Source organism: Buchnera aphidicola (Schlechtendalia chinensis) (assembly GCF_001648115.1).
Lineage (GTDB): Bacteria > Pseudomonadota > Gammaproteobacteria > Enterobacterales > Enterobacteriaceae > Buchnera_B > Buchnera_B aphidicola_N.
In genome coordinates this window covers 317,071-343,127 of the sequence record NZ_CP011299.1, presented here as the reverse complement: position 1 = coordinate 343,127, position 26,057 = coordinate 317,071, and the positions used below count along the sequence as shown (strand labels likewise).

The window sequence follows — 26,057 nt, the reverse complement described above, 5'->3', positions numbered from 1 at the left end:
TTTCATATTTCGTAACGTATTTTATATATTTTTTTAAAATTTTAATTTTTTACTATTTTTTTTATTTTTTAAAGTTTTTTGTATTCTAAATAGTGACTAACTATAATTTATGTTTTAATTTGATTTGGATCTAGAATTTATAAAATTTTTAGTATGATATTATACATATTAGTAAAATTGTTCTGTAAAGTTAATTACATAAAAATTTTTTATATTTTAAAAAATATATACTATATTATATAGTTGAAATGGATATTTAAAATATTTTTTGTATATTAAATATTAATATTAAGTAATAAGAAAAACGTAGAATGTTATAATTGTGAGCGAGTTTTTTGAATATCTAATTTATGTTATTACAAAATAGTGTTTTAAAATTCATTCCATTTATTTCCATCATAATTTATCATTGAATTTGATAACTCTGGACCCCATGTTCCTGGAGAATATAATATAGGTGACATTTTTCGACCTTTAAAAGAATTAAAAATTGAATCAATCCAAATCCACGACAGTTCTACTTCGTCCCGTCTTACAAACAAAGATCGATTTCCTTTAATTCCCTCTAGTAATAATTTTTCATATGCATCGAATAATATTACTTTTCCAAAATCTTTAGAATAATTAAAATTTAAATTTGCTGTAGTGAGATTATATTTAAGTTCTAATTCTGGAATTTTATTTATAATTTTAATTTGTATTCCTTCGTTTGGTTGAAGAAATATAGTTATTTTATTTTTGTATAAATTGTTGTAATGATTACCGAAAATATTAATAGGAATTGGTTTAAAAAAAATCACTATTTCTGAATATTTTTTAGGAAGTCTTTTCCCTGTTCTTAAGTAAAATGGCACTCCTTTCCATTCCTTAGTATCAATATTTACTTTTATAGACGCAAAAGTTTCAGTATTACTAGGCTCATCACCTATATCTTTAAGATATGAAGAAATTTTTTTTCCTTTCATTATTCCGGAAGAGTATTGTCCCAGTATTACTTTTTTATGTATGTTAACACTATTAAATGGTCGCAATGCTTTTAAAATTTTTATTTTTTCATCTTGAATATTATCCGAACATAAATCGATAGGTTTAGACATTGTAATAATAGATAAAATTTGTAATAGATGACTTTGTACCATGTCTCGAATTTGTCCTGTACTATTAAAGTATTTCTTTCTATCTTCAATACCTATTTCTTCAGCAATAGTTATTTGCATATGATCGATAAATTTATTATTCCAATTGTAATAAAACAAAGAGTTAGCAAATCTGAATGCTAATAGATTTAGTATTGTTTCTTTTCCTAAGTAATGATCTATTCTAAATATTTGGTTTTCTTTAAAATATTTGCTGATTTCATTATTAATTTCTTTAGAAGTTTCTAAAGACAATCCTAACGGTTTTTCTATTATTATGCGATTAGGTTCAAAATTTAAATTCATTTTTCCTAATCCTTTACAAATAGAACTGAATGTATTAGGAGGCATCGCAAAATAATTAATAATTACGCTATTTCTTCTGCATAGAATGTTTTTTAACTTTAAAAAATTATCAGTTTCATTTACGTCAAGATTACAAAAATTTAAGCGAGTAGAAAAAATTTTCCATATGTCTTCTTCAATCTTTTTTTTCATAAATCTTTTTAATGATTTTTGAACTATAGATATATATTCAGTTGTACTCCAATTTGCGCGCCCAACTCCAATTATCCTCATGTTTTTAGATAATTTATTAGATTCTTCTAATTTGTATAGAGAAGGTAAGAGTTTTCTACAAGAAAGATCTCCTTTGGCGCCAAAAATAACTAGATCACATGTCATATCTATATCTTTCACAGTTATTTTCCTTTTTATTTTAAAATATTGACTATTAAAGATTTGTAATTAAACAATTAATTTGATATTGAGATTATAATGTCTTTTTTTAAAGGACATGCTAAAATAGCATTATTATATGCTCGGTACACATTAATTAACATAAGTTATAAAATAAAATTGTTAATGTTTATTTATTAATAGTTATAATATATATTAACATTATACTAAATAAATAAAAAATAAAATTTTTAAGATTTTACATAGATAAAATATAAGATTTTACTTTATCTTTTGAACTTTGTATCTATCTATAATGTCAAAAATTTTTAAACGAGATCAACACAATGATAGATTTTAAAAGAACTAAAATCGTTGCTACTTTGGGCCCTTCTACAGATGACAATAATATTCTTGAGAAAATGATCGAATCAGGAGTGAATGTGGTACGATTAAATTTTTCTCATGGTACTCAAGAAGAACATAAGCGCAGATCTAATAATGTAAAAAATATTATTAAAAAATTAGGCATATATGTTGCACTTCTAGGTGATTTGCAAGGTCCTAAAATCCGGATTGCAAAGTTTAAAAATAGCAAAATAACGTTATGTTCAGGAAATAGATTTACGTTACATTCTTCTTTAAATGTGCAAGTAGGAGATGAACACCAAGTTTGGACAAATTACCAAAAATTATCAGATGACGTTTCTAAAGGAGACATATTATTATTAGATGATGGTAGAATACAATTAAAAGTTATAGATATTAAAGAAAGAAAAATATTGACTGAAGTTATTATAGGTGGAACATTATCCAATAATAAGGGAATAAACAAATTAGGTGGTGGATTATCTGCTGAAACACTAACTGATAAAGATAGAAAAGACATTCAAATTGCATCAGATATTGGAGTAGATTATTTAGCTGTTTCGTTTCCACGTTGTAGTAACGATTTAAAAATTGCTAGAAATTTAGCATTAAAATCTGGAAGTTCAGCAAAAATAGTTGCTAAAATAGAACGAGCTGAAGCAGTAGCTAATAAAAGCATTATTGATGATATTATACTAGCTTCAGATGCCATTATGGTTGCTAGAGGTGATTTAGGTGTAGAAATAGGTGATTCAGAATTAGCAGGAATTCAAAAAATTTTGATTAGAAGGGCTAGGCAACTAAATAAAGTAGTAATAACAGCAACTCAGATGATGGAGTCTATGATTACTAATCCTATGCCCACTCGGGCAGAAGTAATGGATGTTGCTAATGCTGTTTTAGACGGAAGTGATGCTGTTATGTTATCAGCAGAAACAGCTTCTGGAAAACATCCTTTAGAAACGATAAAAGTTACATCTAAAATTTGTAGAGGAGCAGAAAAAGTGCCAAGTATTAATGTTTCTCGTCATAGAATTAACGATAAATTTTATGATATCGAAGAAGCTATTGCTATGTCAGCTATGTATACTGCTAACCATTTAAACGGAATTACTGCAATTGTTACATTAACTGAATCGGGAAAAACAGCTTTAATGACATCTAGGATTACCTCTGGTCTTCCTATTTTTGCATTATCTTCTCATATTAGTACATTAAAATTAACTGCTTTATATCGTGGAGTAACTCCTATACTTTTTGAAAGTAAAAATATAGGAGTATCAGCTGCTAACGATGCAATCGTTTTATTAAAGAAAAGAGGATTTTTAAAAAAAGGGAACTTAGTTATTATTACACAAGGTGACATTATGGGAAAAATTGGAACAACAAATACAAGTAGAATTTTAAAGATATAGTTCTAATTTTTAGTGTTTAAAAAATCTAACAAAAATTTTTAGATATAAGTTAAAGTTTATTAAGATATTCTACTATTTTTTTTGAAAGTTTTAGATAACTCTTTAAAGTTTTTCCTGATAATTGTTCCACGATTGTTATTTTTTCTGGATTAATTACCTTATTTTCTATCCAAATTTCGTAGTGTAAATGTGGTCCAGTAGAACGTCCTGTACTTCCAGACAATCCAATTATTTCTCCCTTATTAACATTATTACCTACATGGACTAATATTTTTTGTAAATGCATATATCTAGTAATACATTTTAAATTGTGTCTAATTTCAATGAATCTTCCAGATACTGAACTAAATTTAGCTTTTATAACTTTTCCATTGCTTATTGATAAGATAGGAGTTCCTATAGGCATAGCTAAATCTACACCTTGATGAGGAGAAAATTTTTTTGTGATTGGATTAAATCTATTTAAATTAAAAGAAGAAGAAACGCGATATTGTTTTAAAGACGGAAATTTTAAAAAAGTTTCCATTAAACTATGTCCTTGAGTATCATAAAATTTACCATTATTAAATAATATTCCATAATAATTTAAATTTTTGTAATATATTTTAAATCCTACAATTTGACTTTGACATTTTTTTTTATCAATCATATTTCTTTTAATTAAAATTCTGAATGAATTATTAATTTTTAATTTGTAATAATCGATTTGGTTCTCTATAATATGCATTATTTTTTTAATTTCATTGACGCTTAATCCATAATTTTTAGAGTTTTGTAAAAAACTTTTATCTAGTTTTCCTTCTATATTTAGATATTTATCATGTTTTTTTGAATAACTCGTAATAATTTTATTAGAATTGTAATTTGCATCTTTTTTTAATATATTATTTACGGATAAAATATTTTTAAAAAATTTACGTAAAACGTGCGTATTACCTTCAACTAAATGAAAAATGCAATTTTTTTTAGAAAAAAATAAATATTTATGGGTGTTATAAAAATTGACAGAATAATTATATATTGGATGATAGATTTTTACACAATAAACATTGTTCTTTAAATTTTTAGATAAACATGCGTTTTTAAGTTTTTTTTTATAATTTTTATAATGAAATAGAGTATTTTTACTGTAATTATCAATAAGATAATTAGATAATGCTATTAACATAAAAATAATTAGCGTGCAGCTAATTAACGACATATAAATTCTTTTTAAAAAATTTAGTAAAATATTTCTATATTTGTTTAACACGTTTTATATTCCTATTTTCTCCTTGTAAATTACATCTTCAATTCTATGATATACATTATTACTTTAAATATTGATTTTATATTCATTATAATTAATTTTATTTTTCAACGTAAATTCAAAATGTTTAATTATTTTTTTAAATACGTTATAAAAATGTTTAATTATCATCAAATTTTACGTTTATGAGTATTTTTAAAAAAAACGATTTTTTATATCAAATTTTTTATTTCAAATAAATGTTAATTTATGATATTATATTTTATTAGTTGTACTATGTACTATTTTAAAATATGTCATTTTGTATTTCTTTAAAAGACATTTCGGTAATTTTTAATAACAAAAAAATACTTTCTAAGATTTCACTAAATTTGATTTCCAATCGTATTTTAACATTAATCGGCCCCAATGGAGCTGGTAAGTCTACTTTAGTAAAAATAATTTTAAAATTATTAAAACCTAGTAAAGGAACAATAACATATAATCAAAATTTGCGTATTGGATATGTACCTCAAAAATTGAATTTCAATTTTACTCTTCCTATAACAGTTCAAAGATTTATGAAGTTATCTAAAAATCAACAGTCTGTTAAAAATGTGTTATTTCGAGTAAGCGCTAATCATTTAAAATATACTTTATTAAGTCGATTGTCTAGTGGAGAAATGCAAAAAATATTATTAGCTCGTGCGTTATTAAACGATCCCCAATTGCTAGTTTTAGATGAACCAACTCAAGGAATGGACATATTAAGTCAAACAACTTTTTACAAATTAGTAACTGAAATTAGGAATGAATTGAAATGTTCTATTGTAATAGTTTCTCATGATTTAAGTTTAGTGATGTCTAATACAGATGAAGTAGTTTGTTTGAATAAACATATTTGTTGTTCAGGATCTCCAAAAATTATATCGAAAGATTCAAGATTTATTGCTATCTTCGGACATTTAAAAAAAAATCATTTAGCCTTATATCATCATAAACACAACCATTATCATGATTTTTAACTTTATTAATTAAAATCAAGAGAACTTAAATAAGTTATGTATAAACCAATTATTTTTGGGTGGTTAGCAAGTGTATTTTTAACTTTTATTACAGGACCCTTGGGATCATTTATAATTTGGCGTCGTATGTCTTCATTTGGTGATACTTTATCTCATTCATCTCTTCTAGGAATTTCATGTGCAATATTTCTAAATGTTCATCCATTTTACACTGTGTTTGTTATAATTTTATGCTTTATAATATTTATTAATTGGATTGAAAATCATTCTTCATTATCTTTAGATACTATTCTCGGAATTATAGGATGTAGTTCATTATCATTGGGAATGATAATAATGAGTATAATTTCAAATGATCAAAAAACACGTTTTGCAAATTATTTATTTGGAAATTTGTTAGAAGTTACTTACGATGATTTGGTTTTTATATTTTTTAGTTGTATTGCGATCAGTATTGTATTATTAAGATATTGGAACAAAATTTTGTTAATCACTGTTAATGCGGATTTAGCTAAAGTAGATGGTGTCGATGTTTGTAAAGTAAATTTCGTTTTATTTTTCTTAGTTTCATTAACTATTAGCATTGCAATAAAATTTTTAGGAACGTTAATTATTATATCACTTTTGTTAATCCCTTCAGCTACTGCTCAAAAATTCTCTAATTCTCCTGAAAGAATGGCTGTTATTTCTACTCTAATAGGAATCGTTTCTTTAACAGGAGGTATAGTATTTTCAATGCTTTTTAATCTTCCTATTAGTCCTTCTATTGTACTATTTGCAACTTTTATATTTTTAGCTAGTAATATTTTGAAATAAATTTCAATAATATTCAAAGTTGCATTTAAAATTTTATCGATATTATATCTTTCTAGTTTTGTAACGATGTAAAATTATCCAAAATGTTATTATTAATAATATTTGGAGCTTCAGTAGTTAAACACGAAGCAGTAGTTGTTTTTGGAAAAGCGATCACATCTCTAATATTATTGTTATTTGTTAATAACATAGTTATTCTATCTAATCCTAAAGCAATTCCAGCGTGTGGAGGGGTACCATAACATAAAGCATCCAAAAAAAATCCAAATCGTTCTTTTTGTTTTTGTTTATTAATTCCTAATATTTCGAATACACTTTTTTGAATATGTTCATTGTGAATACGTACTGATCCACTTCCAATTTCGTATCCGTTTATAACTAAATCATACGAATTTCCGCGAATATTTTCTAAATTTTTTCTTGAAATTAAATCATTTTTGTTTTTAGGGGCTGTAAAAGGATGATGTGTAGAAACGTAGTTATTAAATTCATTTTTTAGAAAAAGTGGAAAATCAACAATCCATACAGGTTTCCAAGAATTTTTATCAATCATGTGTAATTCAGTCCCAATTTTTGTTCTTAATATACTCATAATTTCATTAACTACGTGTTCAGCTTCTGAAACAAAAAATATAATATCTCCATCTTTAGAAAGAGTTCTTTCAAGCAATTTGACTATAAAATTTTTATTGAAGAGATGAATAAATGGGCTGGTAACTTTTTCTTTTTTTATATTATCTACTTTAATAAAAAATAAATTTTGGTTAGTATAATTTTTTACAAATTCTTCATAATGTTTTAATTGTTTATTATTTAAAACAGATCCTCCTGATATGCATAAAGCAATTACTTTGTTTTTTCGCGTTGAATCAATTTTAGGACAAGTCTGAATTTTCGCATCTTGAAAGAGATCTGTAATTTTTGTAAATTTTATAGGGTTTCTCAAATCAGGTTTATCAGTTCCATATTTTTGAATAGCATCGTTGAAAGTTATTGTTGGAAATTTTTGTAAATTAATTTTTAAAACTTTTTTCCATAAATTCTTAATCATTCTTTCTGTAATATTTCGTATTTTATTTCCTGTTGCAAAAGAAGCTTCGATATCGATTTGTGTAAATTCTGGTTGTCTATCAGATCTTAAATCTTCATCCCGAAAACATTTAGCAATTTGGTAATATCTATCTATCCCAGAAATCATCAGTAATTGTTTAAATAATTGTGGAGATTGAGGTAAGGCATAAAATTTATTTTTGTGAATACGACTAGGTACAACATAATCTCGAGCTCCTTCTGGTGTAGATCTAGTTAATAAAGGTGTTTCAACATCTAAAAATTTATTTTTTTTCATAAATAATCTAATTATAGCAGTAATTGTGCTTCTCATTATTACGTTATAAGTCATATTAGGGCATCTGAGGTCTAAATAGCGGAATTTTAATCGTAATTCTTCTAAATTTTTTTTATTTAGATCTAACGGAATGGGTTTTGATGTACTTAGAATAGTTAACTTTAATGCTAAAACTTCTATTTCTCCAGTCAGAATATTATAATTTTTATTTTGTTTATTCCGTTCCTTCACAATTCCTATAATTTGAATACAATATTCGTTTCTTAATTTGATTGCTTTTTGAAACAAATTAGTAGAACGATTTTGAAAAAAAACTTGAACTACACCTTCTCTATCTCGTACATCTAAAAAAAATATTTTTCCTAAATTTCTACATTTATTCACCCATCCGCACAATGTTACTCTTTTATTTACATGACTTAGATTTAATTCTCCACAGTATTTTGTACGCATTTTAAGTTCCTATTTTCTCAGTTTGCAAATGTTTTAATCAAGAATGCAAAAGCGAAAACTTTTAATTTAGACAAAAAAATATTTTTATGTTGTATATTAAAAACGTATTATTTTTTAAAAATTTTTTCAATAAAAAATTAATTTAAATATATTTAAAGATATTGAAAATACTAAGAATATAAGTAAAGTTAATAAAATGTAATGTGATAATACTATATGAAGTCTTAAAATATAAAATTTTAACAACACATTTTAATATTATCTACTTCTAAATGTGATTCTTCCTTTACTTAGATCGTAAGGAGTTAGTTCTAATGTGACTTTGTCTCCAGTAAGAATTCGAATATAATTTTTTCGCATTTTTCCTGAAATATGCGCAATTACAACATGCTTGTTATCTAACTCAACGCGAAACATAGTATTAGGAAGTGTTTCAATTACTGTTCCTTGCATTTCAATATTTTCTTCTTTAATCATTGTTTAAGCCTTCTAAATTTTGTTATCTCATTGCTTTTTAAAATAAGTTTGTTAGCACATAATTATTGACGTTTTGAACATTAAGTAAAACTTTTAAATTTATTAAGATATTTTTCAGCGTCTAAAGCAGCCATACATCCACTTGCAGAAGCAGTAATTGCTTGTTTATAAATATGATCGATTACGTCTCCAGCTGCAAAAATTCCAGGAACACTAGTTTGAGTGTAATTTCCATGAGTTCCAGATTTAATCACGATGTAATTATTTTTTATAGAAAGTTTATTGAGAAATATTTTTGTATTTGGATTATGACCAATAGCTACAAATATTCCGGATACGTTTATATTATTAGAGTCATTTTTAACAATATTGCTTTTTAATGATGTCTTTATTCCAGTTACACCTTTTTCATTTCCTAAAATTTCACGAACTATTCTGTTTTTATGTAATATAATAGTTTTCTCTTTTACTTTTTTTAATAACCTTGAAATTAATATTTTCTCAGAACGAAATTCATCTCTTCTATGAATTACATGAACTATTGATGCTATATTAGATAAATATAATGCTTCTTCTATTGCAGAATTACCTCCTCCAATTACAGCGACAGGCTTATTTTTGTAAAAAAAACCATCACAAATAGCACATGTTGATACACCCTTTCCTTTAAATTTTTCTTCTGAAGGCAAACCTAAATACTTTGCTGAAGCCCCTGTAGCAATAATAACCGAATCACAAGTATATTTTTTATTCGATTCGCTTATTAAAACAAAAGGATTTTTATCAAAAAATACTTCTATAATTTCTTCATGAATAATAGTAGTATTAAATAATTCAGCATGACATTGCATTCTATTCATCAATTCAAATCCAGTTATAGTTTTTGAATCTCCAGGCCAATTCTCAATTGCATTAGTATTTATTAATTGTCCTCCTGGATTTGTCCCAGTGAATAAAACAGGAGACAAATTGGCTCTAGATGCGTAAATAGCTGCAGTATATCCTGCTGGTCCGGATCCGATAATAATTAATTGTTTATGTTGAATGGAATTCATATTTGTTAATGCTTCGCTTTTAACTTTAATATATAATCAATTTTATAAGATATTTTAACATATAAAAAAATTAATGAATTCAAATAACGTTAGTTATTAACATAATTATAATATATATAACTATATTAGTAACATTTTAAAATCTAAAAAATAAATTATTGTATTAAATAAAGTATGAAAAAAATAAAAAGTATTTGTAACATTTCATATATATTTTTTTTAAACTTGAACTACCTGAATATAAATAAAAAATATAAATGTTAAATATATAAATTTTTAAATAAATAATTTTTATTTTTGCTTATAACAAAAATTTTTTTAAAAAGTTTATACGATTTTATTTTTTGTATTGTTTAAGGATCAAAGAAAATTTTAACATACTTTTAAAAATTAGTATTTGATATTATTTTATAAAAAAAATGTAAATTTCATGAGCATCGTAAAGTTCCAATGATTAATGATAAGGTAATAAAAATTATGTTTATTTTTTAAAATTGTTGTAAAAATTTTTTAAAAGAATAATTAAATTAATTTAAATAAAATCAACTTTTCATATTTTTAAAAAGTTTGATCTTAAAACAATAAAAATTTAAAATGTTATAACTATTTTAAATTAGTATGTTATCTATTATACATCGAAATCACATCTGAATAAAAAATTCAAAAATATGCTAAATGTTAAATTGCTACGAAAAGATATTGAATATGTTTCCAAGAAATTGGAAAAAAAAGGTTTTTCTTTAGATATACAATATTTTTCTAATTTAGAAAAAAAACGCAAATTGCTACAAAAAAATACTGAAAATCTTAAATCAAAACACAACATTGTTACGAATCTTATAAAACATAGAAGAAATATTAATCAAGATTTTTCTAATCTTAAAGATGAAGCTAACATAATTATTAAAGAGTTATTACTCTCTCAAAAAGAGTTAAAACATTTGTTAGAAAAAATTAAAACATTTTTAATTCATATTCCAAATCTTCCTGACGATTCTATTCCAAACGGATATAATAGTAAAGACAATATAGAAATTAATAGATGGGGAGAAATACGAAATTTTTCTTTTACAATAAAAGATCATGTAGACATAGGTAATGAACTAGGTGGTTTTGACTGGAAAGCTGCATCTAAAATATCTGGATCAAGATTTGTAGTCATGAAAGGTAAAATTGCTTTATTACATCGTGCATTAGGACAATTTATGATAGACATACATACTATGCATCATGGATATTTAGAAACTTATGTACCTTACTTAGTATCAAAAAAAAGTCTATATGGTACAGGACAATTACCAAAATTTAGCACGGATTTATTTCATATTCAATTGTTATCTCATCAAAATGAAAATGATAATTATGTACTGATACCAACAGCAGAAGTGCCATTAACTAATTTATTTCAAAATTGTTTATTAGAAGAAAGTAAATTACCAATTAAGTTAGTAGCTAATACACCATGTTTTCGTTCAGAATCTTCTTCATATGGAAGTGAAACTAGAGGTTTAATTAGGTTACATCAATTTGAAAAAGTTGAAATAGTGCAAATTGTACATCCAAAAAACTCTATGGAAAAATTAGAACAATTAACAACTCATGCAGAAAAAATTTTGACTTTGTTAGAATTACCATATCGAAAAGTATTATTATGTTCAAGGGACATTGGGTTTGCTTCTTCAAAAACTTATGATTTAGAAGTTTGGTTTCCATCAAAAAATTCTTATCGTGAGGTGTCTTCTTGCTCAAATATGTTAGATTTTCAAGCACGTCGTATACATGCACGATTTCGTTCAAAAATTGATAAAAAAAATTATTTTGTCCACACCATCAATGGATCAGGATTAGCTATTGGAAGAACATTAGCAGCAATTTTAGAAAATTATCAACAATCTGACGGTCGAATAAAAATACCTAAAATTTTACAAGATGATTATATGCATGGATTAAAATTTTTGTAAAAATTAATGGTTAAATTTAGCTTTGGAAAACGTATGGATAAAAATAAAGACGTAGTTTACAATTTTAGTGCAGGCCCGTCTATGTTACCAAAAGAAGTTTTGAAAAAAGTACAAATGGAATTATGTAATTGGAAAAATTCTGGAAAATCTATAATAGAAGTTAGTCATAGAAGTCAAGATTTCGAACTAGTTTTAGAAGAATTAGAATACAATTTTCGATTTTTATTAAATATTCCTAAAAATTATAAAATAATTTTTTGCCATGGTGGGGCAAGAGGACAATTTTCTGCTATACCTTTAAATTTGCTGGGTAATTATACAAATGCAGACTATATTAATAGTGGGCATTGGTCATATGCTGCTGCTGTAGAAAGTAGAAAATATTGTACTCCTAATATCATTAATATAAAAAACAAATGTAATAAAAAAATTCTTATATTTTCAATGAACGATTGGAAAATTAACTCTAAAAGTGCATATCTTCATTATTGTCCTAATGAGACTATCGAAGGAATAGCAATTCATGAAGAACCGAACTTTGAAAATACTGTTATAGTGGGAGACTTTTCATCAACATTGCTTTCTCGTGTTATAGACGTTAGAAAATATGGCGTTATTTATGCTAGTTTTCAAAAAAATATAGGTCCTTCTGGAACAACTGTAATTATTATACGAGAGGATTTATTGCACCGATCTAAAAGTATATGTCCTTCTATTTTAAATTATTCAAAATTATTGCAAAGTAATTCAATGTTTAACACACCTACTACATTTTCTATATATGTATCTAACTTAGTTTTGAAATGGATAAAGAAAAAAGGTGGATTAAAAGAAATTGAAAAAAAAAATCAAGAAAAGGCGAATTTGATATATGAAATGATAGATAATACTGATTTTTACGTTAATAATATAATAGAAAATAATCGTTCTTTTATGAATGTCACTTTTTCTATATCAAATCATAGTCTTAATCATCTATTTTTAAAAGAATCTTACAGTTTTGGATTACATTGTTTAAAAGGACATAGCATTGTTGGCGGATTTCGTGCTTCAATTTATAATTCTATGCCAAAAAAAGGTATAATAAAATTAATAAAATTTATGAAAATTTTTAAAAAAAAATATAAAAAATTTAATAAGACTTAAAAAGTTTTTTACATATTACATAAAATGATTTTAAATTAATTTAATAATTAATTTCAGAGAAATTCATAATGGAATCTATTTTAACATTGAACCCAATTTCACTTATCAACGGAATCATACATTTACCAGGTTCAAAAAGTATTTCTAATCGAATATTGCTATTATCTGCTATGTCACAAGGAACAACATGTTTAAAAAATTTTTTATTAAGTGATGATACTCAACATATGATAAATGCATTAAAAATTTTTGGAATAAATTTCGTTTTATCAGAAAATAATACTTTTTGTAAAGTTGAAGGAAAATCTGAACCACTATACGTAAATAAAAGAATTTCTCTATTTTTAGGAAATTCAGGAACTTCTATGAGATTTTTAGCAGCAATTTTATCATTAAGTAATAATGATGTATTATTAACGGGTGATAAAAGAATGAAGGAAAGGCCAATAGAGCATTTAGTTAACGCTTTACGAAAAGGAGGTGCGAACATTCAATATTCTGAAAAAGAAGGTTGTCCTCCTATTTATGTAAAAGGAGGATTTCTTGGAGGAAATATAACAATTAATGGATCAATTTCCAGTCAATTTTTGACAGCTTTGTTGATTGCATCACCACTTGCTATCTTAGATTCTAAAATTATAATAAAAGGGAAATTAGTATCAAAACCTTACATAGATATGACTCTTCAGTTAATTAGTCAGTTTGGAATTGATATAGTAAATGATTCTTATAATTGTTTTTATGTTCAAGGACGTCAAAAATATAAATCTCCAGGAAATTATCTAATAGAGGGAGATGCTTCTTCTGCTTCTTATTTCCTTGCTGCAGCTGCTATTAAAGGAGGAACAGTGTGCGTCACTGGAATTGATTCAAATAGTATTCAAGGAGATTATAAATTTTCGGAAGTACTTAAAAATATGGGTGCGTTTATTACTACAGGAAAAAATTTTGTTTGTTGTAGAAGAGGAGATTTACATGGAATCGATATGGATTTAAATGATATTCCCGATGCTGCTATGACAATTGCTATAGTTGCCTTATTTTCTACAGGAGATACTGTTATTAGAAATATTTATAATTGGAGAGTAAAAGAAACAGATAGATTGTCAGCAATGTCTGTTGAATTAAGAAAAGTAGGAGCTATTGTAGAAGAAGGTAATGATTATATTCATATTTCTCCGCCAAAAAAGTTTTTACATGCTAATATTAATACTTATAATGATCATAGAATGGCTATGTGTTTTTCTTTAATAGCATTATCTAATTCGAAAGTTACGTTGTTAAATCCTAGTTGTGTGAATAAAACGTTTCCAAATTATTTTAAAAAGTTAAAACATGTTAGTTTTTAATAAGTTGCTTTAAAATTCTGCTAATACTAGAATTAAACATGTTAAAAAATATATTGAAATGTAATTTTTTAGATCAAGGTTTTTAAATGAATGTTCCTGTGATTACTATTGATGGTCCTAGTGGATCTGGAAAAAGTGAATTATGTAAACAACTTTCTAAAAAATTAAATTGGAACTTTTTACAGTCTGGATTGTTATACAGAATTTTAGCGTTACATGTATTGAAGAATCAACATTGCATTAAAAAAAATATAAATATATTATTAAAATCTTTAAATTTTTTTGAAATCATTAATAAAAATATTTCAAACAAAGAAAATTCCAATTCTAATATTCTAAACGTTATTAATAAAGAAGAAATAGGAAATTTCGCTTCTAAATTAGCAAGTTTTTCATACGTCAGGAAATATCTTTTAATTAAGCAAAAAATGTTTCGTCAATTTCCAGGTTTAGTAGCTGATGGAAGAGATATGGGAACTATAGTTTTTCCTGATGCATGTATGAAATTTTTTTTACAAGCTAGTTTAAAAGTTAGAACGAAACGACGTTTATTAGATTTACAAAATACAACAAAGATTAATTTTGATCAATTACTTATTATTATGAAAGAACGAGATTATCGTGATATTAATAGATCAATATCACCTTTGTTTCCTTCAAAAGATTCTATTATAATAGATTCAACTTATATGAATATGTCACAAGTTCTTGATATATGTATTAAACATATAACGACGTTAAAGAACGTTACAATTTTTAATATTTAAAAATGTCTATGATAAAGGAGATATCTTAGAATTTATAAAAAAAACACTATTTTACATGACGTTAACAATAGATGTTTTAAACTAATATTTGAAGATCATAAATATGACTGAATCGTTTGCACAATTGTTTCAAGAATCTCTAAAAACAATAGAAACCAAACCAGGATCAATCATTAAAGGTATTGTCATTGCTATAAACAAAGACACTGTATTAGTAGATGCTGGATTAAAATCTGAATCTACTATTTCTATAGAACAATTTAAAAATACTAAAGGTAATTTAGAAGTTAAGATAGGAGATAAAGTTGATGTTGCTTTAGATGCTATTGAAGATGGTTTTGGTGAAACCATTTTATCTCGTGAAAAAGCAAAACGTTATGAAGCATGGTTAACGTTAGAAAGAGCTTATAAAGATTCTAAAACAGTTATTGGAACGATAAATGGAAAAGTAAAAGGAGGATTCACTGTAGAATTAGAAAATATTCGAGCTTTTTTACCTGGCTCCTTGGTAGATATTCGCCCTGTTAGAGATACAAACTTTTTAGAAGGCAAAGAACTAGAATTTAAAGTTATTAAATTAGATCAAAAAAGAAATAATGTTGTTGTATCTCGTCGAGCTGTTATTGAATCAGAACATAGTATAGAACGCAATTTACTTCTTGAAAATTTACAAGAAGGTATAACATCAGAAGGTATAGTAAAGAACTTGACTGATTACGGAGCTTTTGTAGATTTAGGTGGAGTAGATGGACTACTTCACATCACTGATATGGCTTGGAAAAGAGTTAAACATCCAAGTGAAGTTGTTAATATTGGTGATAAAATAAAAGTAAAAATATTGAAATTTGATCGAGAAAAAATAAGAGTATCTTTAGGACTAAAACAATTAGGCGACGATCCATGGACAAATATTTCTAAAAAATATTTAGAAGGTAAAAAGTTAACTGGAAAAGTTACTAACTTAACTGATTATGGATGTTTTGTAGAAATTGAAGAAGGTGTAGAAGGATTAGTTCATGTCTCAGAAATGGATTGGACTAATAAAAATGTTCATCCATCTAAAATAGTTCATGTCAATTCTATTATTGAAGTTATAGTACTGGACATTGATGAGGAGAAGAGACGTATTTCTTTAGGACTAAAGCAGTGCACAACAAATCCGTGGAAAAAATTTTCAGAGGAAAATGTTCAAGGAACTTGTGTACAAGGAAAAATAAAGTCTATTACTGATTTCGGAATATTCATTGGATTACATGGTGGCATTGACGGATTGGTTCATTTATCTGACATATCTTGGAACTTATCAGGAGAAGAAGCAGTTAAAACATATAAGAAAGGAGATGAAATTTCAGCTATGGTTTTGCAAGTTGATTCTGAAAGAGAAAGAATATCTCTAGGAATTAAACAGTTAACGAATGATCCTTTTGATCAATACGTTTCTAATTATAAAAAGGATGATATAGTTTCTGGAATTGTTGATAAAATAGACAATAAAGTAATTACTGTCCAGTTGTCTAAGCTAATTAAAGGATATATTAAAATTTCTGAACTATCTACTTCTTATAATAATAATTTTTCAAACTTATCCAACTTTGTTATAGGAAAACAAATAGACGTAAAATTTAGTAATATAGATCGAAAAAATAAAATTATTAATTTATCAATTGTTGTATTAGAAAATTTAGAAGATAAAGATAAGATTGATGATCAAAATGCTAATAAAAGTAATGAAAACTTTTCTAATGCTATGACTGAAGCTTTTAAAGCTGCTAAAAATTTAGATTTGACATAGTTTTTAAATTAAAAACATTTTCATAAAGTTTCTAACTATTCAATCATACTGAATATGATATGTTATTACATTGTAATACTTTAAAATTTAATATTACTTTAGACAAAAATTTTTAATAAGATAAATTAAAATATCTAATTCTAAGTTACTAACTAGTAATTTTAAATTAGTAACTTAGTTTAAAATATTACGAAGGAATAAAATGAAAAACAAAATTATTACAGCTAATTGGAAATCTAATGGAGATACAAATTCATTACATAATTTATTGATACCTATAATTGATTTTATAAAAAAAAAAGAAAGTATGTTAAAACTAATTGTTGTTCCTCCGTTTGTATATTTAAATCAAGTTCATAACATAATTATAAATACTAACATCATGTTAGGAGCCCAAAACGTTGATATACATTCTAATGGGGCATTTACTGGAGAAATTTCAGTAGATATGTTGAAAGATGTTCACGTTTGTTATGTTATTATTGGACATTCGGAAAGAAAAATATATCATAAAGAAAGTGATTTATTAATTTCAAAAAAAATTCAAATAGTTCAAAATGCTAAATTAATCCCAATATTTTGTATTGGAGAAACTGAACAAGATTATAAAAACGGTATAACAAATCAAATATGCCAAAAACAAATAGATTCTGTTTTTAATGTCATTGGAGAAAAAGCATTTAATAATATGATTATAGCTTATGAACCTGTTTGGGCTATTGGTTCTGGAAGAACTCCATCAATTGATTTTATACAAGATACTTGTGGTCATATAACAGATTATATTTTAAACATTCAAAATGTAAAAAAGAAATCATTTTTTATTCAATATGGCGGTTCCGTAAATGAAAGTAACATTGAAAAATTATCAAAAGTTATTGAAATAGATGGTTTTTTAATAGGTTCTGCGTCACTGTTCATTTCTCGATTTTTAAAAATATTAACTAAGTATTCTTAATTTATCAACATCTGTCTAAATTAATGATTTATAATATAGTTTTTATATATTTGTAAAAATATACAGAAGTTACAGATCCAAACATCGTTCCTAAAATAGGTGCAATAAAATAATAGATATTTAATCCACCTGTAAATGCTATTTTACCCCAACCAAATAAATATGCAAAAATTCGGGATCCAATGTCATTCGCAGGATTTAATGTAAATGAAGTTAATGGAGAAACAATAATATTTATTATGCATACTATTACTCCTATTAATATAGGAGAAAAAGTAATTTTAAAAAAAAATAAAGATTTATTGTTATTTAAAAAAATAATTATAGACATAAAAATAAAAGAAATTATAAATTCTATTGAAAAAATTTGTATTACACTAATATCCTTATTTGGAAAAAAAGAAAAGATAGAAGCTGAACGCAAACTTTCTAAACTTCCTCTTAAAATTCTATTTTGGCTTTCAAAATTTTTTAACAAATTATAATATAGCTCATATACTGTTACTGAAGAAAAAAAAACACCTAATATTTGAAACGTAATATATGGTACTACCTTTTTGTAATTAAAATTAAAAAACAAAAAAAATGATAAGGTAACAATTGGATTTAGATGTGCTTCAGATACGATTAAACTGATGTAAATAGCTATGCATGTGCTTACTCCTAGTATAATACTAATTTTCCAAGAATCAACAAATTCATCTGTTAATTGAAACGATGCCGTATAACTAGTATTAATAAATGTTATTAATCCTGTACCAAGAAATTCAGAAATACATTCTACTAATAACATGTATTTCTTCCTTAAATTTTTCATTTTAAAATTCCTTTGGTATAGGATTAAATTTGAAGTTAATATAAATTAAATTAATGAGTTAAAATGTTTAAATATCAAAAAATTATTTTTAATACAATTTTTTTGCAGTGATTAACCAATCAAATTTGAATGGTCTTTTCATGTTTTCAAGAGCATCGGAAATATCGTGATGTACTATTTTTTCATTTTTAATGCCAATACATCGTCCTTGATATCCTTTCAGCAATAGTTCTACTGCATACTCTCCCATTCTAGAAGCTAGAATCCTATCAAAAACTCCTGGTGCTCCACCTCTTTGTATATGTCCTAAAATCGTAGCTCTTGTTTCCCTCTTCGTTTCATGTTGAATATATTTCGCTAATTTTTCAACGTCACAAATGTATTCAGTAATAGCAACTATTGCGTGTTTTTTTCCTTTTTTAATTCCGGCTTTTATTTCTTTTATTAAATCTTCTCTTATATATTCGATTTCTGGTAATACTATAAATTCGCAACCTCCTGCTATAGCTGCGGCCAAGGTTAAATCTCCACAATTTCTCCCCATAACTTCTACTATAGAAATTCTTTGATGAGATGAAGATGTATCTCTTAATCTATCAATTGCTTCTACTACTGTTTCTAGCGCTGTAAAGTATCCTATAGTATAATCAGTACCTGCTACATCATTATCTATGGTACCTGGTATACTAATACATGGAAATCCCATCTCTGTTAACTTTTTTGCACCTACATACGATCCGTCACCTCCAATTACTACTAAAACGTCTATATTACGTTTTTTCATATTTTTGATAGCTTTTAATCTCATATTCTCTTGTAAAAATCCAGGGAAACGAGAAGATCCAAGAAAAGTACCACCTTTATTAATTATATCAGAAACGCTATATCGGTCTAAATTAATCATTTTATCTTCATATAATCCAAGATATCCATCATATATCCCGAAAACTTCTAAATTTTTGCTTAATGCAGTTCTTACTACTCCTCGAATTGCTGCATTCATTCCTGGAGAGTCTCCTCCACTAGTTAAGACTCCGATCTTTTTAATCATATTTTTCTCTGACGTTATTACTTAAAAAAAATGCGTAAATACGTAATTTTTAAAATAATATTAAAAAATTAAATTGTTATAAATTATAATTATCTTAGAAAGTTTTAATATGTTATTAAGATATAATTATTTTATACGTTATATTGTTTAACATAATTTAATTAACGAAAATTATAAATAGTAATATTTTATAGGTTCAAAATAATTATTAAATTCATATACCATCGGAATTCCAGTAGCAATATCTAATTTCATAATATCCGCATCATTCATGTTGCTTAAATGCTTAATTAGTGCACGAAGAGAATTTCCATGTGCTACTATAATAATATTTTTTTTTGCTTTTAAATTTGGATAAATGTGAGTTTTCCAAAATGGAATAACTCTTTCAGAAGTATTTTTTAAACTTTCGGATAAAGGAATATCATCAATGTTGATATGAGAATATTTTGGATCTAATGCTAACGTTTTTTTTTCTGATAAGGTAATTTGAGGAAGAGCAACGTCGAACCCTCTTCTCCATTTTTGAACTTGCTCATTACCATATTCTTTTATCACATCATCTTTATTTAATCCTTGTAAAGAACCGTAATGGCGTTCATTTAAATGCCAAGATTTTTTTATTGGAATCCATGATTGATTCAAATGTTTAATTATAGTCCACATAGTATGAATAGATCTTTTTAATACTGAAGTATATGCATAATTAAAATTAAATTCTTTAGATTTTAAAAGTTTAGCACATTCTTTTGCTTCAGAAATTCCTGTTTCAGATAGATCTATATCTTTCCATCCAGTAAATTTATTTAATTTGTTCCATTTACTTTCGCCATGTCGCATCAAAATTAATTTGTATATTTTCATGAAGATATCGCCTCGAAATTGCATATTTTAACGAATATTTTTTAATTTGAAGAATATAATAGTTTTGCCTTTTAAAAGTATCGAATATTTAATATTTCTACTTTATAGTATTTTAATTCTATTCATATTAAGATATTTTGTATATGATAATATTTACTATCTTACTTCCGTTTTTTAAATATTTTAAATACGAAATTTAGATTCTTAAAATGTGTTTTTATTTTATTAAAAAACAGTCATATTTAAAAAAGATATTCTTTTTTAAAATTCTACTAAACATTATTCTTAAGTTTTTTTATATATTTCAAAAGATAAATATTTAAATGTGTTTTATATAAATATATTTAAGAATTAAATAATAGTTTTTCTATTTTCAATTTATTTAAAAAAATTAATATTATAATGTTTATAAAATTATATTATAAAAGATATCTTTAAAAAAAATAGAAAACGTATTATTATTTATAAATATGTGTTATATATTTGAACTTAATCTAAAGATTTAAAATAATAAAAAATATAATTTACTTCATATAAGAGATTTTATCATATAAAAGAATTTTTATGATTTTATTATAGCTAATAAGAATTGCATTTCAGATTACAAAAAATGAAAGTTATTTTATTAAATTTACTTTTGTTTTTTTTGAAAATTTAATATAAGGTCATGTTTAAAAACACTCAATTATAGGACATATGAATGAAATTAAATAAAATAATAAAAATTGTAATTTTAACTATTCCGATCATAACAGCATTTTCGTGTAGTTTTCAGAAAAATAAAGCAGAAAAAAATTCTTACAATCAAAATAGTCCAACTGAAAATGTTCAAATAGATTCAAGTATTCCTGTACAATCAGATGTATCAAAAGAAAAAGGCATCGTTTATTTTGATTTAAACAAGTCCAATATTAATTCAAAATTTTCTCAAATTTTAAATGAAACTGTAACTTTCTTATATGAAAATCCTGAAATTAACGTGGTTATTGAAGGACATGCAGACAAAAGAGGTACGGATAAATATAATATCGAATTAGGAAAACGACGTGCCAATTCAGTAAAATTATATTTAGAAAGTAAAGGAGTACCTTCTAAACAAATTTCTATAATATCTTATGGTTCTACCAAACCCGTTGAAGTTGGAGAAACAGAAGATGCTTATTCAAAAAATCGAAGAGCAGTCATAGTATATTAAAAAATATATTTTCATTTTATTGGTGCTAAGATTTATCATAGCACCAAAAAAATGTTTTTGATCTTTATGACTAATTTGAAAAATATATTATATGTTGAGTATAATTCTGTTAAAGTCTTCTAATAACTCTTTTATTCTTAATACAAATCCTACCGATTCTTGTCCGTCTATTAATCGATGATCATACGTAAGTGCTATATACATCATAGGAAGTACTTTTATACTACCATCAACTACCATTGGTCTTTCTTTAATAGCATGTATTCCTAAAATAGCTGATTGAGGATAATTAATTAATGGAGTAGAAAATAATGATCCAAAAATTCCGCCATTAGTAATGGTAAAGTTTCCACTTTTAAAGTGATCGATGGTTAATGTAGCATTTTTCCCTTTTAATGCTAACATTTGAATTTCTTTTTCAATATCTGACATACTCATTAAATCTACATTTTTTAATATCGGTGCTATTAATCCTCTAGGCGTTGATATAGCAATATTAATATCAAAGTATTTATAATAAATAATATCATCTCCCTCAATTTTAGCATTAATTTTAGGAAATTGTTTTAACGCTTCTACTACTGCTCTTATACAAAAAGACATTAAACCCAACTTAACCTGATATTTTTTCTTGAATAATTCTCCATATTTTTTTCTCAAGTTTAAAATAGATTCCATATTAACTTCATTAAAAGTAGTAAGTGAAGCTAAATTATTTTTTGTTTTTAACAATTTTTCCGAAATTTTTTTCCTTAATGCAGTCATTTTTATACGTTCAATACTACGACTAGAATATTTGTCTTCTTTTACTTTCTCATTTTTGAAATTGTACGTTGTATCTGAAATAGACTTTTCATTTTTTTGTGTTATATGTTTTTTTACATCATCACACGTAACACGACCTTTTACTCCAGTTCCTTGAATATGAGCATTCTTTAAATTATGCGCTAGTACTAACCGTCTGACAGACGGACTAAAATGATTTTTAAAAAAAGATGTTTTTGTTTCTCGTTTTAAATTTATTTCTTTATTTAAATTGTTAATTAATGTATCGTTTTTAGAATCTGTTTTAATTAAAGTTCCTATAGTTTGTCCTGAAATAACTCGTTTACCTTTATTTTCAATAATACTTTTTAATATCCCATCAAATAGTGATGGTATTTCTAATACTATTTTATCAGTTTCAAGATCTACTAATACATCGTTTTCTTTTAAAATATCACCAGGTTTCTTATACCAAGATATAATCGTAGCTTCAGTAACTGATTCTGGAAGGTTAGGAACAAGAATGTTAACTATGTTCATCATATTTCTCTTATTTTAACTTATGTTTAAAGCATCATTTACTAATTGTTGTTGTTGTTTTTTATGAACACTAATATATCCAGTAGCTGTAGATGAAGATTCAGAACGTCCTATATAATTTAAAGAAGAATTTTTAGGCAATATCTTTTTTAAGCAATATTGGCTGTAAAACCACGCTCCTTGATTGAAAGGTTCTTCTTGACACCATATAAAATCTTTAACATGTAAATATGACTGCAAAATTTTCAATAAAATATCGTTAGGAAATGGATACAATTGTTCTATTCGCAAAATAACTATATTATTTTGTCGATTTTCTCGTCTTTGATGTAATAAGTCGTAATATATTTTTCCAGAACATAGAATAATTCTTTTAACTTTCTCAATGTTTATGTCATCGATTTCATCAATAATTTCTTTAAAAATAATTTTTGAAAATTCATGAAGCGGAGAAGAGGCTAATGGATGTCTTAAAAGAGATTTGGGTGTCATAATAATTAAAGGTTTTTGAATATTATTTAATGATTGTCTGCACAATACGTGATACATTTGAGAAGCAGTAGTAGGTATGCAAATTTGTATGTTGTTTTCTGAAGATAGTTGAAGATATCTTTCTATTCTTGAAGAAGAATGCTCTGGACCTTGCCCTTCATATCCATGAGGTAATAGCATAATTAAATTGCATGAAACATCCCATTTTGTTTTGCTAGAACAAATAAATTGATCAATAACAATTTGAGCTCCATTTGCAAAGTCTCCAAATTGAGCTTCCCAAATAGTTAATGTATTTTTTTGATTAATAGAATATCCATATTCAAATGCTAATACTGCTTCTTCAGATAAAGTAGAATTCCAAATATAAAATTTTCCTTGTTTATTATGTATATTTTGTAATGGAATATATATTTTGCCATTTTTTTGATCATATATAGTTGCATGCCTGTGAAAAAATGTTCCTCTTTCAACATCTTCCCCAGATAATCGACAAGAAATTCCTTGATTTAGCAAAGAAGCGTATGCCAAAATTTCTGCTGCACCCCAATCTAGAGGTTTTTCTCCATTTATCATTTTAAGTCTATCTTGATATATTTTTATAACTTTTTTATGAACAACGATATTAGAAGGAATAACGTTGATTTTTCGTCCTAACTCTTGTAATTTTATTTTTTCTATAATTTTTATTTTTTGTGAACATGATGTATGAACATTGTATTTACAGTATGAACTATTTTGAAGATATTCTTTTTGTTTGTACGCTGAATATTGCTCATTTAGCATTTTTTGATATTTTTTAGTCTGCTCATCAAGATAACTACAATCAATTATTTTTTCAGACATTAATTTTGTGTTATAAATTTGGCAAATAGTAGGATGTTTTTTAATTTTTGAATACATCATTGGTTGTGTAACGTATGGATCATCTACTTCGTTATGTCCGTGTCGTCTATAACATACCAAATCTATAAACACATCTTTTTTAAAATTATTTCTAAATTCTAAAGCTAATTGAATTACAAATAGTATTGATTCAGGATCATCTGAATTAACATGAAATATAGGAGATTCAACCATCTTAGCAATATCAGTACAATATTTACTACTTCTTAAATCTTCTAGGTAGGAAGTAGTAAAACCAATTTGATTGTTTAAAACTATATGAAGAGTTCCATTAACTTTATATCCTCTGACCATAGACATGTTTAATGTTTCTTGAACTATACCTTGCCCAGAAATTGCGGCGTCTCCATGCAGTACTACGGCTAAAATATTAGTTTTGTCTTTTGAATGAACATTATCTTGATGTGCTCGAACAGATCCTGCTACTACTGGATTAATAATTTCTAAGTGCGAAGGATTAAATTTTAAGTCTAAATTGACAATTCCTAATTTAGTAACTTTGTTTTTATTGAAACCCATATGATATTTAACATCACCATTTTTTAGTGTTTTCTTATCATATACTTCAGAAAATTCATTAAATATCTCTTTTATAGGTTTGTTCAAAATGTTAATTAATACGTTTAATCTGCCTCGGTGAGACATTCCTAATACTATTTTGTCAATTTTTAATTTAACGTTATAGTTAGAAACTGCTTGCAACAAGGGTATTAAAGATTCAGCGCCTTCTAAAGAAAAGCGTTTTGAACCGGGAAATTTATAACCAAAATATTTTTCTAGTGCTTCTGCTGAAATTAAATCATTTAATAAATTTTTTTTTTCTACATTAGTCAATAAATTCTTTTTAAGGTCACGTTCAATATAATTTTGAATCCATTTTTTTTCATTTTCACAATCAATATGCATATATTCATATCCTATATTACTGCAATATATTTTGTGAAAAATTGAATATAATTTTTTTAAAGTGATTATTTCAAAAGATAATTTTGATAAATGCATTGCAAAATTTGTATTGATAAGTTTAGAATCTATTCCATTTAAAAAAAAATCTATTTCTGGAAAAGATTCACGATTTTGTAAGTTTAACGGGTCTAAGTACGAAAATTTATGTCCATATCTTCGAAAGGTATCGATTAAAGTAGACGATATATATCTTATATGTGTATGAGTATCAAAAATTTTATTTTCGCAAAATTTTGTTTTATCATTACTACTAGTATAAAAAGATTTATTAAAAAAGTATTTCCAAGATTTATCTATAGAATTCGGATTTTCTAAAAATTTTTCATACATATTTTCGAAATAACATCTATTATCATTCATTAACAACAAGAAATTTAACCTGTTTTTAAATTCATCTTCTTTCATAGTTTCCCTTAATACGTAATAATATTTTAAAGATGACATTTAATACTAATATTACTTTAAAATTTTAGAGATCAAGTCAATTC

20 protein-coding genes are annotated in these 26,057 nt (G+C 25.4%); 10 read left to right on the top strand and 10 right to left on the bottom strand.

Going from position 1 to position 26,057, the window contains the following annotated elements; all coding sequences use genetic code 11:
* Nucleotides 1–371: 371 nt before the first annotated feature.
* Nucleotides 372–1,841 carry a glucose-6-phosphate dehydrogenase gene (gene zwf / locus XW81_RS01500; protein ID WP_416377905.1) on the bottom strand — a complete coding sequence of 490 codons (1,470 nt, stop codon included), beginning with the start codon at nt 1,839–1,841 and terminating at the stop codon, nt 372–374.
* Between the two features lie 320 nt (nt 1,842–2,161).
* On the opposite strand from zwf, the gene pyk reads away from it, so the two are divergent.
* Nucleotides 2,162–3,598 (top strand): pyruvate kinase, encoded by a 1,437-nt coding sequence (gene pyk / locus XW81_RS01495; protein ID WP_075474196.1) that lies wholly within the window; start codon nt 2,162–2,164, stop codon nt 3,596–3,598.
* 49 nt (nt 3,599–3,647) lie between these two features.
* Here pyk and XW81_RS01490 read toward each other — a convergent pair whose 3' ends face one another.
* Nucleotides 3,648–4,766, bottom strand: coding sequence for a peptidoglycan DD-metalloendopeptidase family protein (locus XW81_RS01490; RefSeq protein WP_195182273.1), 1,119 nt, complete (start codon nt 4,764–4,766; stop codon nt 3,648–3,650).
* Between the two features lie 374 nt (nt 4,767–5,140).
* On the opposite strand from XW81_RS01490, the gene znuC reads away from it, so the two are divergent.
* Together znuC and XW81_RS01480 are read left to right on the top strand one after the other, a co-directional pair.
* Nucleotides 5,141–5,851, top strand: coding sequence for a zinc ABC transporter ATP-binding protein ZnuC (znuC, locus tag XW81_RS01485; protein ID WP_075474194.1), 711 nt, complete (start codon nt 5,141–5,143; stop codon nt 5,849–5,851).
* 36 nt (nt 5,852–5,887) lie between these two features.
* Nucleotides 5,888–6,667 (top strand): iron chelate uptake ABC transporter family permease subunit, encoded by a 780-nt coding sequence (locus XW81_RS01480; protein ID WP_075474193.1) that lies wholly within the window; start codon nt 5,888–5,890, stop codon nt 6,665–6,667.
* 52 nt (nt 6,668–6,719) lie between these two features.
* Here the strand turns inward: XW81_RS01480 and aspS are convergent, their stop codons facing one another.
* The 3 genes from aspS to trxB all read right to left on the bottom strand — a co-directional run bounded on the left by aspS (nt 6,720) and on the right by trxB (nt 10,000).
* Nucleotides 6,720–8,468: an aspartate--tRNA ligase gene (gene aspS, locus XW81_RS01475; protein ID WP_075474192.1), complete on the bottom strand. Its 1,749-nt coding sequence runs from the start codon at nt 8,466–8,468 to the stop codon at nt 6,720–6,722.
* A gap of 258 nt (nt 8,469–8,726) precedes the next feature.
* The gene (gene infA / locus XW81_RS01470; RefSeq protein ID WP_075474191.1) at nt 8,727–8,945 is read right to left on the bottom strand and encodes a translation initiation factor IF-1; all 219 of its coding nucleotides are present in this window, start codon (nt 8,943–8,945) and stop codon (nt 8,727–8,729) included.
* Between the two features lie 80 nt (nt 8,946–9,025).
* A complete protein-coding gene (gene trxB / locus XW81_RS01465; protein ID WP_075474190.1) occupies nt 9,026–10,000 on the bottom strand; it encodes a thioredoxin-disulfide reductase in 975 nt (324 codons plus the stop codon).
* A gap of 668 nt (nt 10,001–10,668) precedes the next feature.
* Between trxB and serS the strand changes: the two genes are divergently transcribed.
* The 6 genes from serS (at nt 10,669) to tpiA (ending at nt 17,973) form a co-directional block, all read left to right on the top strand.
* A complete protein-coding gene (gene serS / locus XW81_RS01460; protein WP_075474189.1) occupies nt 10,669–11,961 on the top strand; it encodes a serine--tRNA ligase in 1,293 nt (430 codons plus the stop codon).
* A 33-nt stretch (nt 11,962–11,994) separates the two neighbouring features.
* Nucleotides 11,995–13,107, top strand: coding sequence for a 3-phosphoserine/phosphohydroxythreonine transaminase (serC, locus tag XW81_RS01455; RefSeq protein WP_075474188.1), 1,113 nt, complete (start codon nt 11,995–11,997; stop codon nt 13,105–13,107).
* A gap of 68 nt (nt 13,108–13,175) precedes the next feature.
* Complete coding sequence (gene aroA, locus XW81_RS01450; protein ID WP_075474187.1) at nt 13,176–14,456, top strand: 3-phosphoshikimate 1-carboxyvinyltransferase; 1,281 nt, start codon at nt 13,176–13,178, stop codon at nt 14,454–14,456.
* A gap of 86 nt (nt 14,457–14,542) precedes the next feature.
* Entirely contained in the window at nt 14,543–15,223 is a 681-nt protein-coding gene (cmk, locus tag XW81_RS01445) for a (d)CMP kinase (protein ID WP_075474186.1), read from the top strand.
* 103 nt (nt 15,224–15,326) lie between these two features.
* The gene (rpsA, locus tag XW81_RS01440; protein WP_075474185.1) at nt 15,327–17,015 is read left to right on the top strand and encodes a 30S ribosomal protein S1; all 1,689 of its coding nucleotides are present in this window, start codon (nt 15,327–15,329) and stop codon (nt 17,013–17,015) included.
* Nucleotides 17,016–17,217: 202 nt separating this feature from the next.
* On the top strand, nt 17,218–17,973 hold the full coding sequence (tpiA, locus tag XW81_RS01435; protein WP_075474184.1) for a triose-phosphate isomerase: 756 nt from the start codon (nt 17,218–17,220) through the stop codon (nt 17,971–17,973).
* A gap of 28 nt (nt 17,974–18,001) precedes the next feature.
* Here the strand turns inward: tpiA and XW81_RS01430 are convergent, their stop codons facing one another.
* The 3 genes from XW81_RS01430 to gpmA all read right to left on the bottom strand — a co-directional run bounded on the left by XW81_RS01430 (nt 18,002) and on the right by gpmA (nt 20,705).
* On the bottom strand, nt 18,002–18,790 hold the full coding sequence (locus XW81_RS01430; protein WP_075474183.1) for an aquaporin: 789 nt from the start codon (nt 18,788–18,790) through the stop codon (nt 18,002–18,004).
* 88 nt (nt 18,791–18,878) lie between these two features.
* Entirely contained in the window at nt 18,879–19,841 is a 963-nt protein-coding gene (pfkA, locus tag XW81_RS01425) for a 6-phosphofructokinase (RefSeq protein WP_075474182.1), read from the bottom strand.
* 171 nt (nt 19,842–20,012) lie between these two features.
* Nucleotides 20,013–20,705 (bottom strand): 2,3-diphosphoglycerate-dependent phosphoglycerate mutase, encoded by a 693-nt coding sequence (gene gpmA / locus XW81_RS01420; RefSeq protein WP_075474181.1) that lies wholly within the window; start codon nt 20,703–20,705, stop codon nt 20,013–20,015.
* 700 nt (nt 20,706–21,405) lie between these two features.
* On the opposite strand from gpmA, the gene pal reads away from it, so the two are divergent.
* Nucleotides 21,406–21,900 carry a peptidoglycan-associated lipoprotein Pal gene (gene pal, locus XW81_RS01415; RefSeq protein ID WP_075474180.1) on the top strand — a complete coding sequence of 165 codons (495 nt, stop codon included), beginning with the start codon at nt 21,406–21,408 and terminating at the stop codon, nt 21,898–21,900.
* An 87-nt stretch (nt 21,901–21,987) separates the two neighbouring features.
* Here the strand turns inward: pal and sucB are convergent, their stop codons facing one another.
* Both sucB and XW81_RS01405 read right to left on the bottom strand, forming a co-directional pair.
* Nucleotides 21,988–23,205, bottom strand: a complete 1,218-nt coding sequence (gene sucB / locus XW81_RS01410) for a dihydrolipoyllysine-residue succinyltransferase (RefSeq protein ID WP_075474179.1) — start codon at nt 23,203–23,205, stop codon at nt 21,988–21,990.
* A gap of 15 nt (nt 23,206–23,220) precedes the next feature.
* Entirely contained in the window at nt 23,221–25,974 is a 2,754-nt protein-coding gene (locus tag XW81_RS01405) for a 2-oxoglutarate dehydrogenase E1 component (protein WP_075474178.1), read from the bottom strand.
* Nucleotides 25,975–26,057: the final 83 nt, after the last annotated feature.

Bases quoted from the DNA above. Each gene is read 5' to 3' on its own strand.
- znuC (WP_075474194.1), top strand. From the start codon at position 5,141: ATGTCATTTTGTATTTCTTTAAAAGACATTTCGGTAATTTTTAATAAC.
- rpsA (WP_075474185.1), top strand. From the start codon at position 15,327: ATGACTGAATCGTTTGCACAATTGTTTCAAGAATCTCTAAAAACAATA.
- pyk (WP_075474196.1), top strand. From the start codon at position 2,162: ATGATAGATTTTAAAAGAACTAAAATCGTTGCTACTTTGGGCCCTTCT.
- gpmA (WP_075474181.1), bottom strand. From the start codon at position 20,705: ATGAAAATATACAAATTAATTTTGATGCGACATGGCGAAAGTAAATGG.
- pfkA (WP_075474182.1), bottom strand. From the start codon at position 19,841: ATGATTAAAAAGATCGGAGTCTTAACTAGTGGAGGAGACTCTCCAGGA.
- cmk (WP_075474186.1), top strand. From the start codon at position 14,543: ATGAATGTTCCTGTGATTACTATTGATGGTCCTAGTGGATCTGGAAAA.
- aroA (WP_075474187.1), top strand. From the start codon at position 13,176: ATGGAATCTATTTTAACATTGAACCCAATTTCACTTATCAACGGAATC.
- XW81_RS01480 (WP_075474193.1), top strand. From the start codon at position 5,888: ATGTATAAACCAATTATTTTTGGGTGGTTAGCAAGTGTATTTTTAACT.
- serS (WP_075474189.1), top strand. From the start codon at position 10,669: ATGCTAAATGTTAAATTGCTACGAAAAGATATTGAATATGTTTCCAAG.
- sucB (WP_075474179.1), bottom strand. From the start codon at position 23,205: ATGAACATAGTTAACATTCTTGTTCCTAACCTTCCAGAATCAGTTACT.
- aspS (WP_075474192.1), bottom strand. From the start codon at position 8,468: ATGCGTACAAAATACTGTGGAGAATTAAATCTAAGTCATGTAAATAAA.
- tpiA (WP_075474184.1), top strand. From the start codon at position 17,218: ATGAAAAACAAAATTATTACAGCTAATTGGAAATCTAATGGAGATACA.
- pal (WP_075474180.1), top strand. From the start codon at position 21,406: ATGAAATTAAATAAAATAATAAAAATTGTAATTTTAACTATTCCGATC.
- trxB (WP_075474190.1), bottom strand. From the start codon at position 10,000: ATGAATTCCATTCAACATAAACAATTAATTATTATCGGATCCGGACCA.
- XW81_RS01430 (WP_075474183.1), bottom strand. From the start codon at position 18,790: ATGAAAAATTTAAGGAAGAAATACATGTTATTAGTAGAATGTATTTCT.
- XW81_RS01490 (WP_195182273.1), bottom strand. From the start codon at position 4,766: ATGTTAATAGCATTATCTAATTATCTTATTGATAATTACAGTAAAAAT.
- infA (WP_075474191.1), bottom strand. From the start codon at position 8,945: ATGATTAAAGAAGAAAATATTGAAATGCAAGGAACAGTAATTGAAACA.
- serC (WP_075474188.1), top strand. From the start codon at position 11,995: ATGGATAAAAATAAAGACGTAGTTTACAATTTTAGTGCAGGCCCGTCT.
- XW81_RS01405 (WP_075474178.1), bottom strand. From the start codon at position 25,974: ATGAAAGAAGATGAATTTAAAAACAGGTTAAATTTCTTGTTGTTAATG.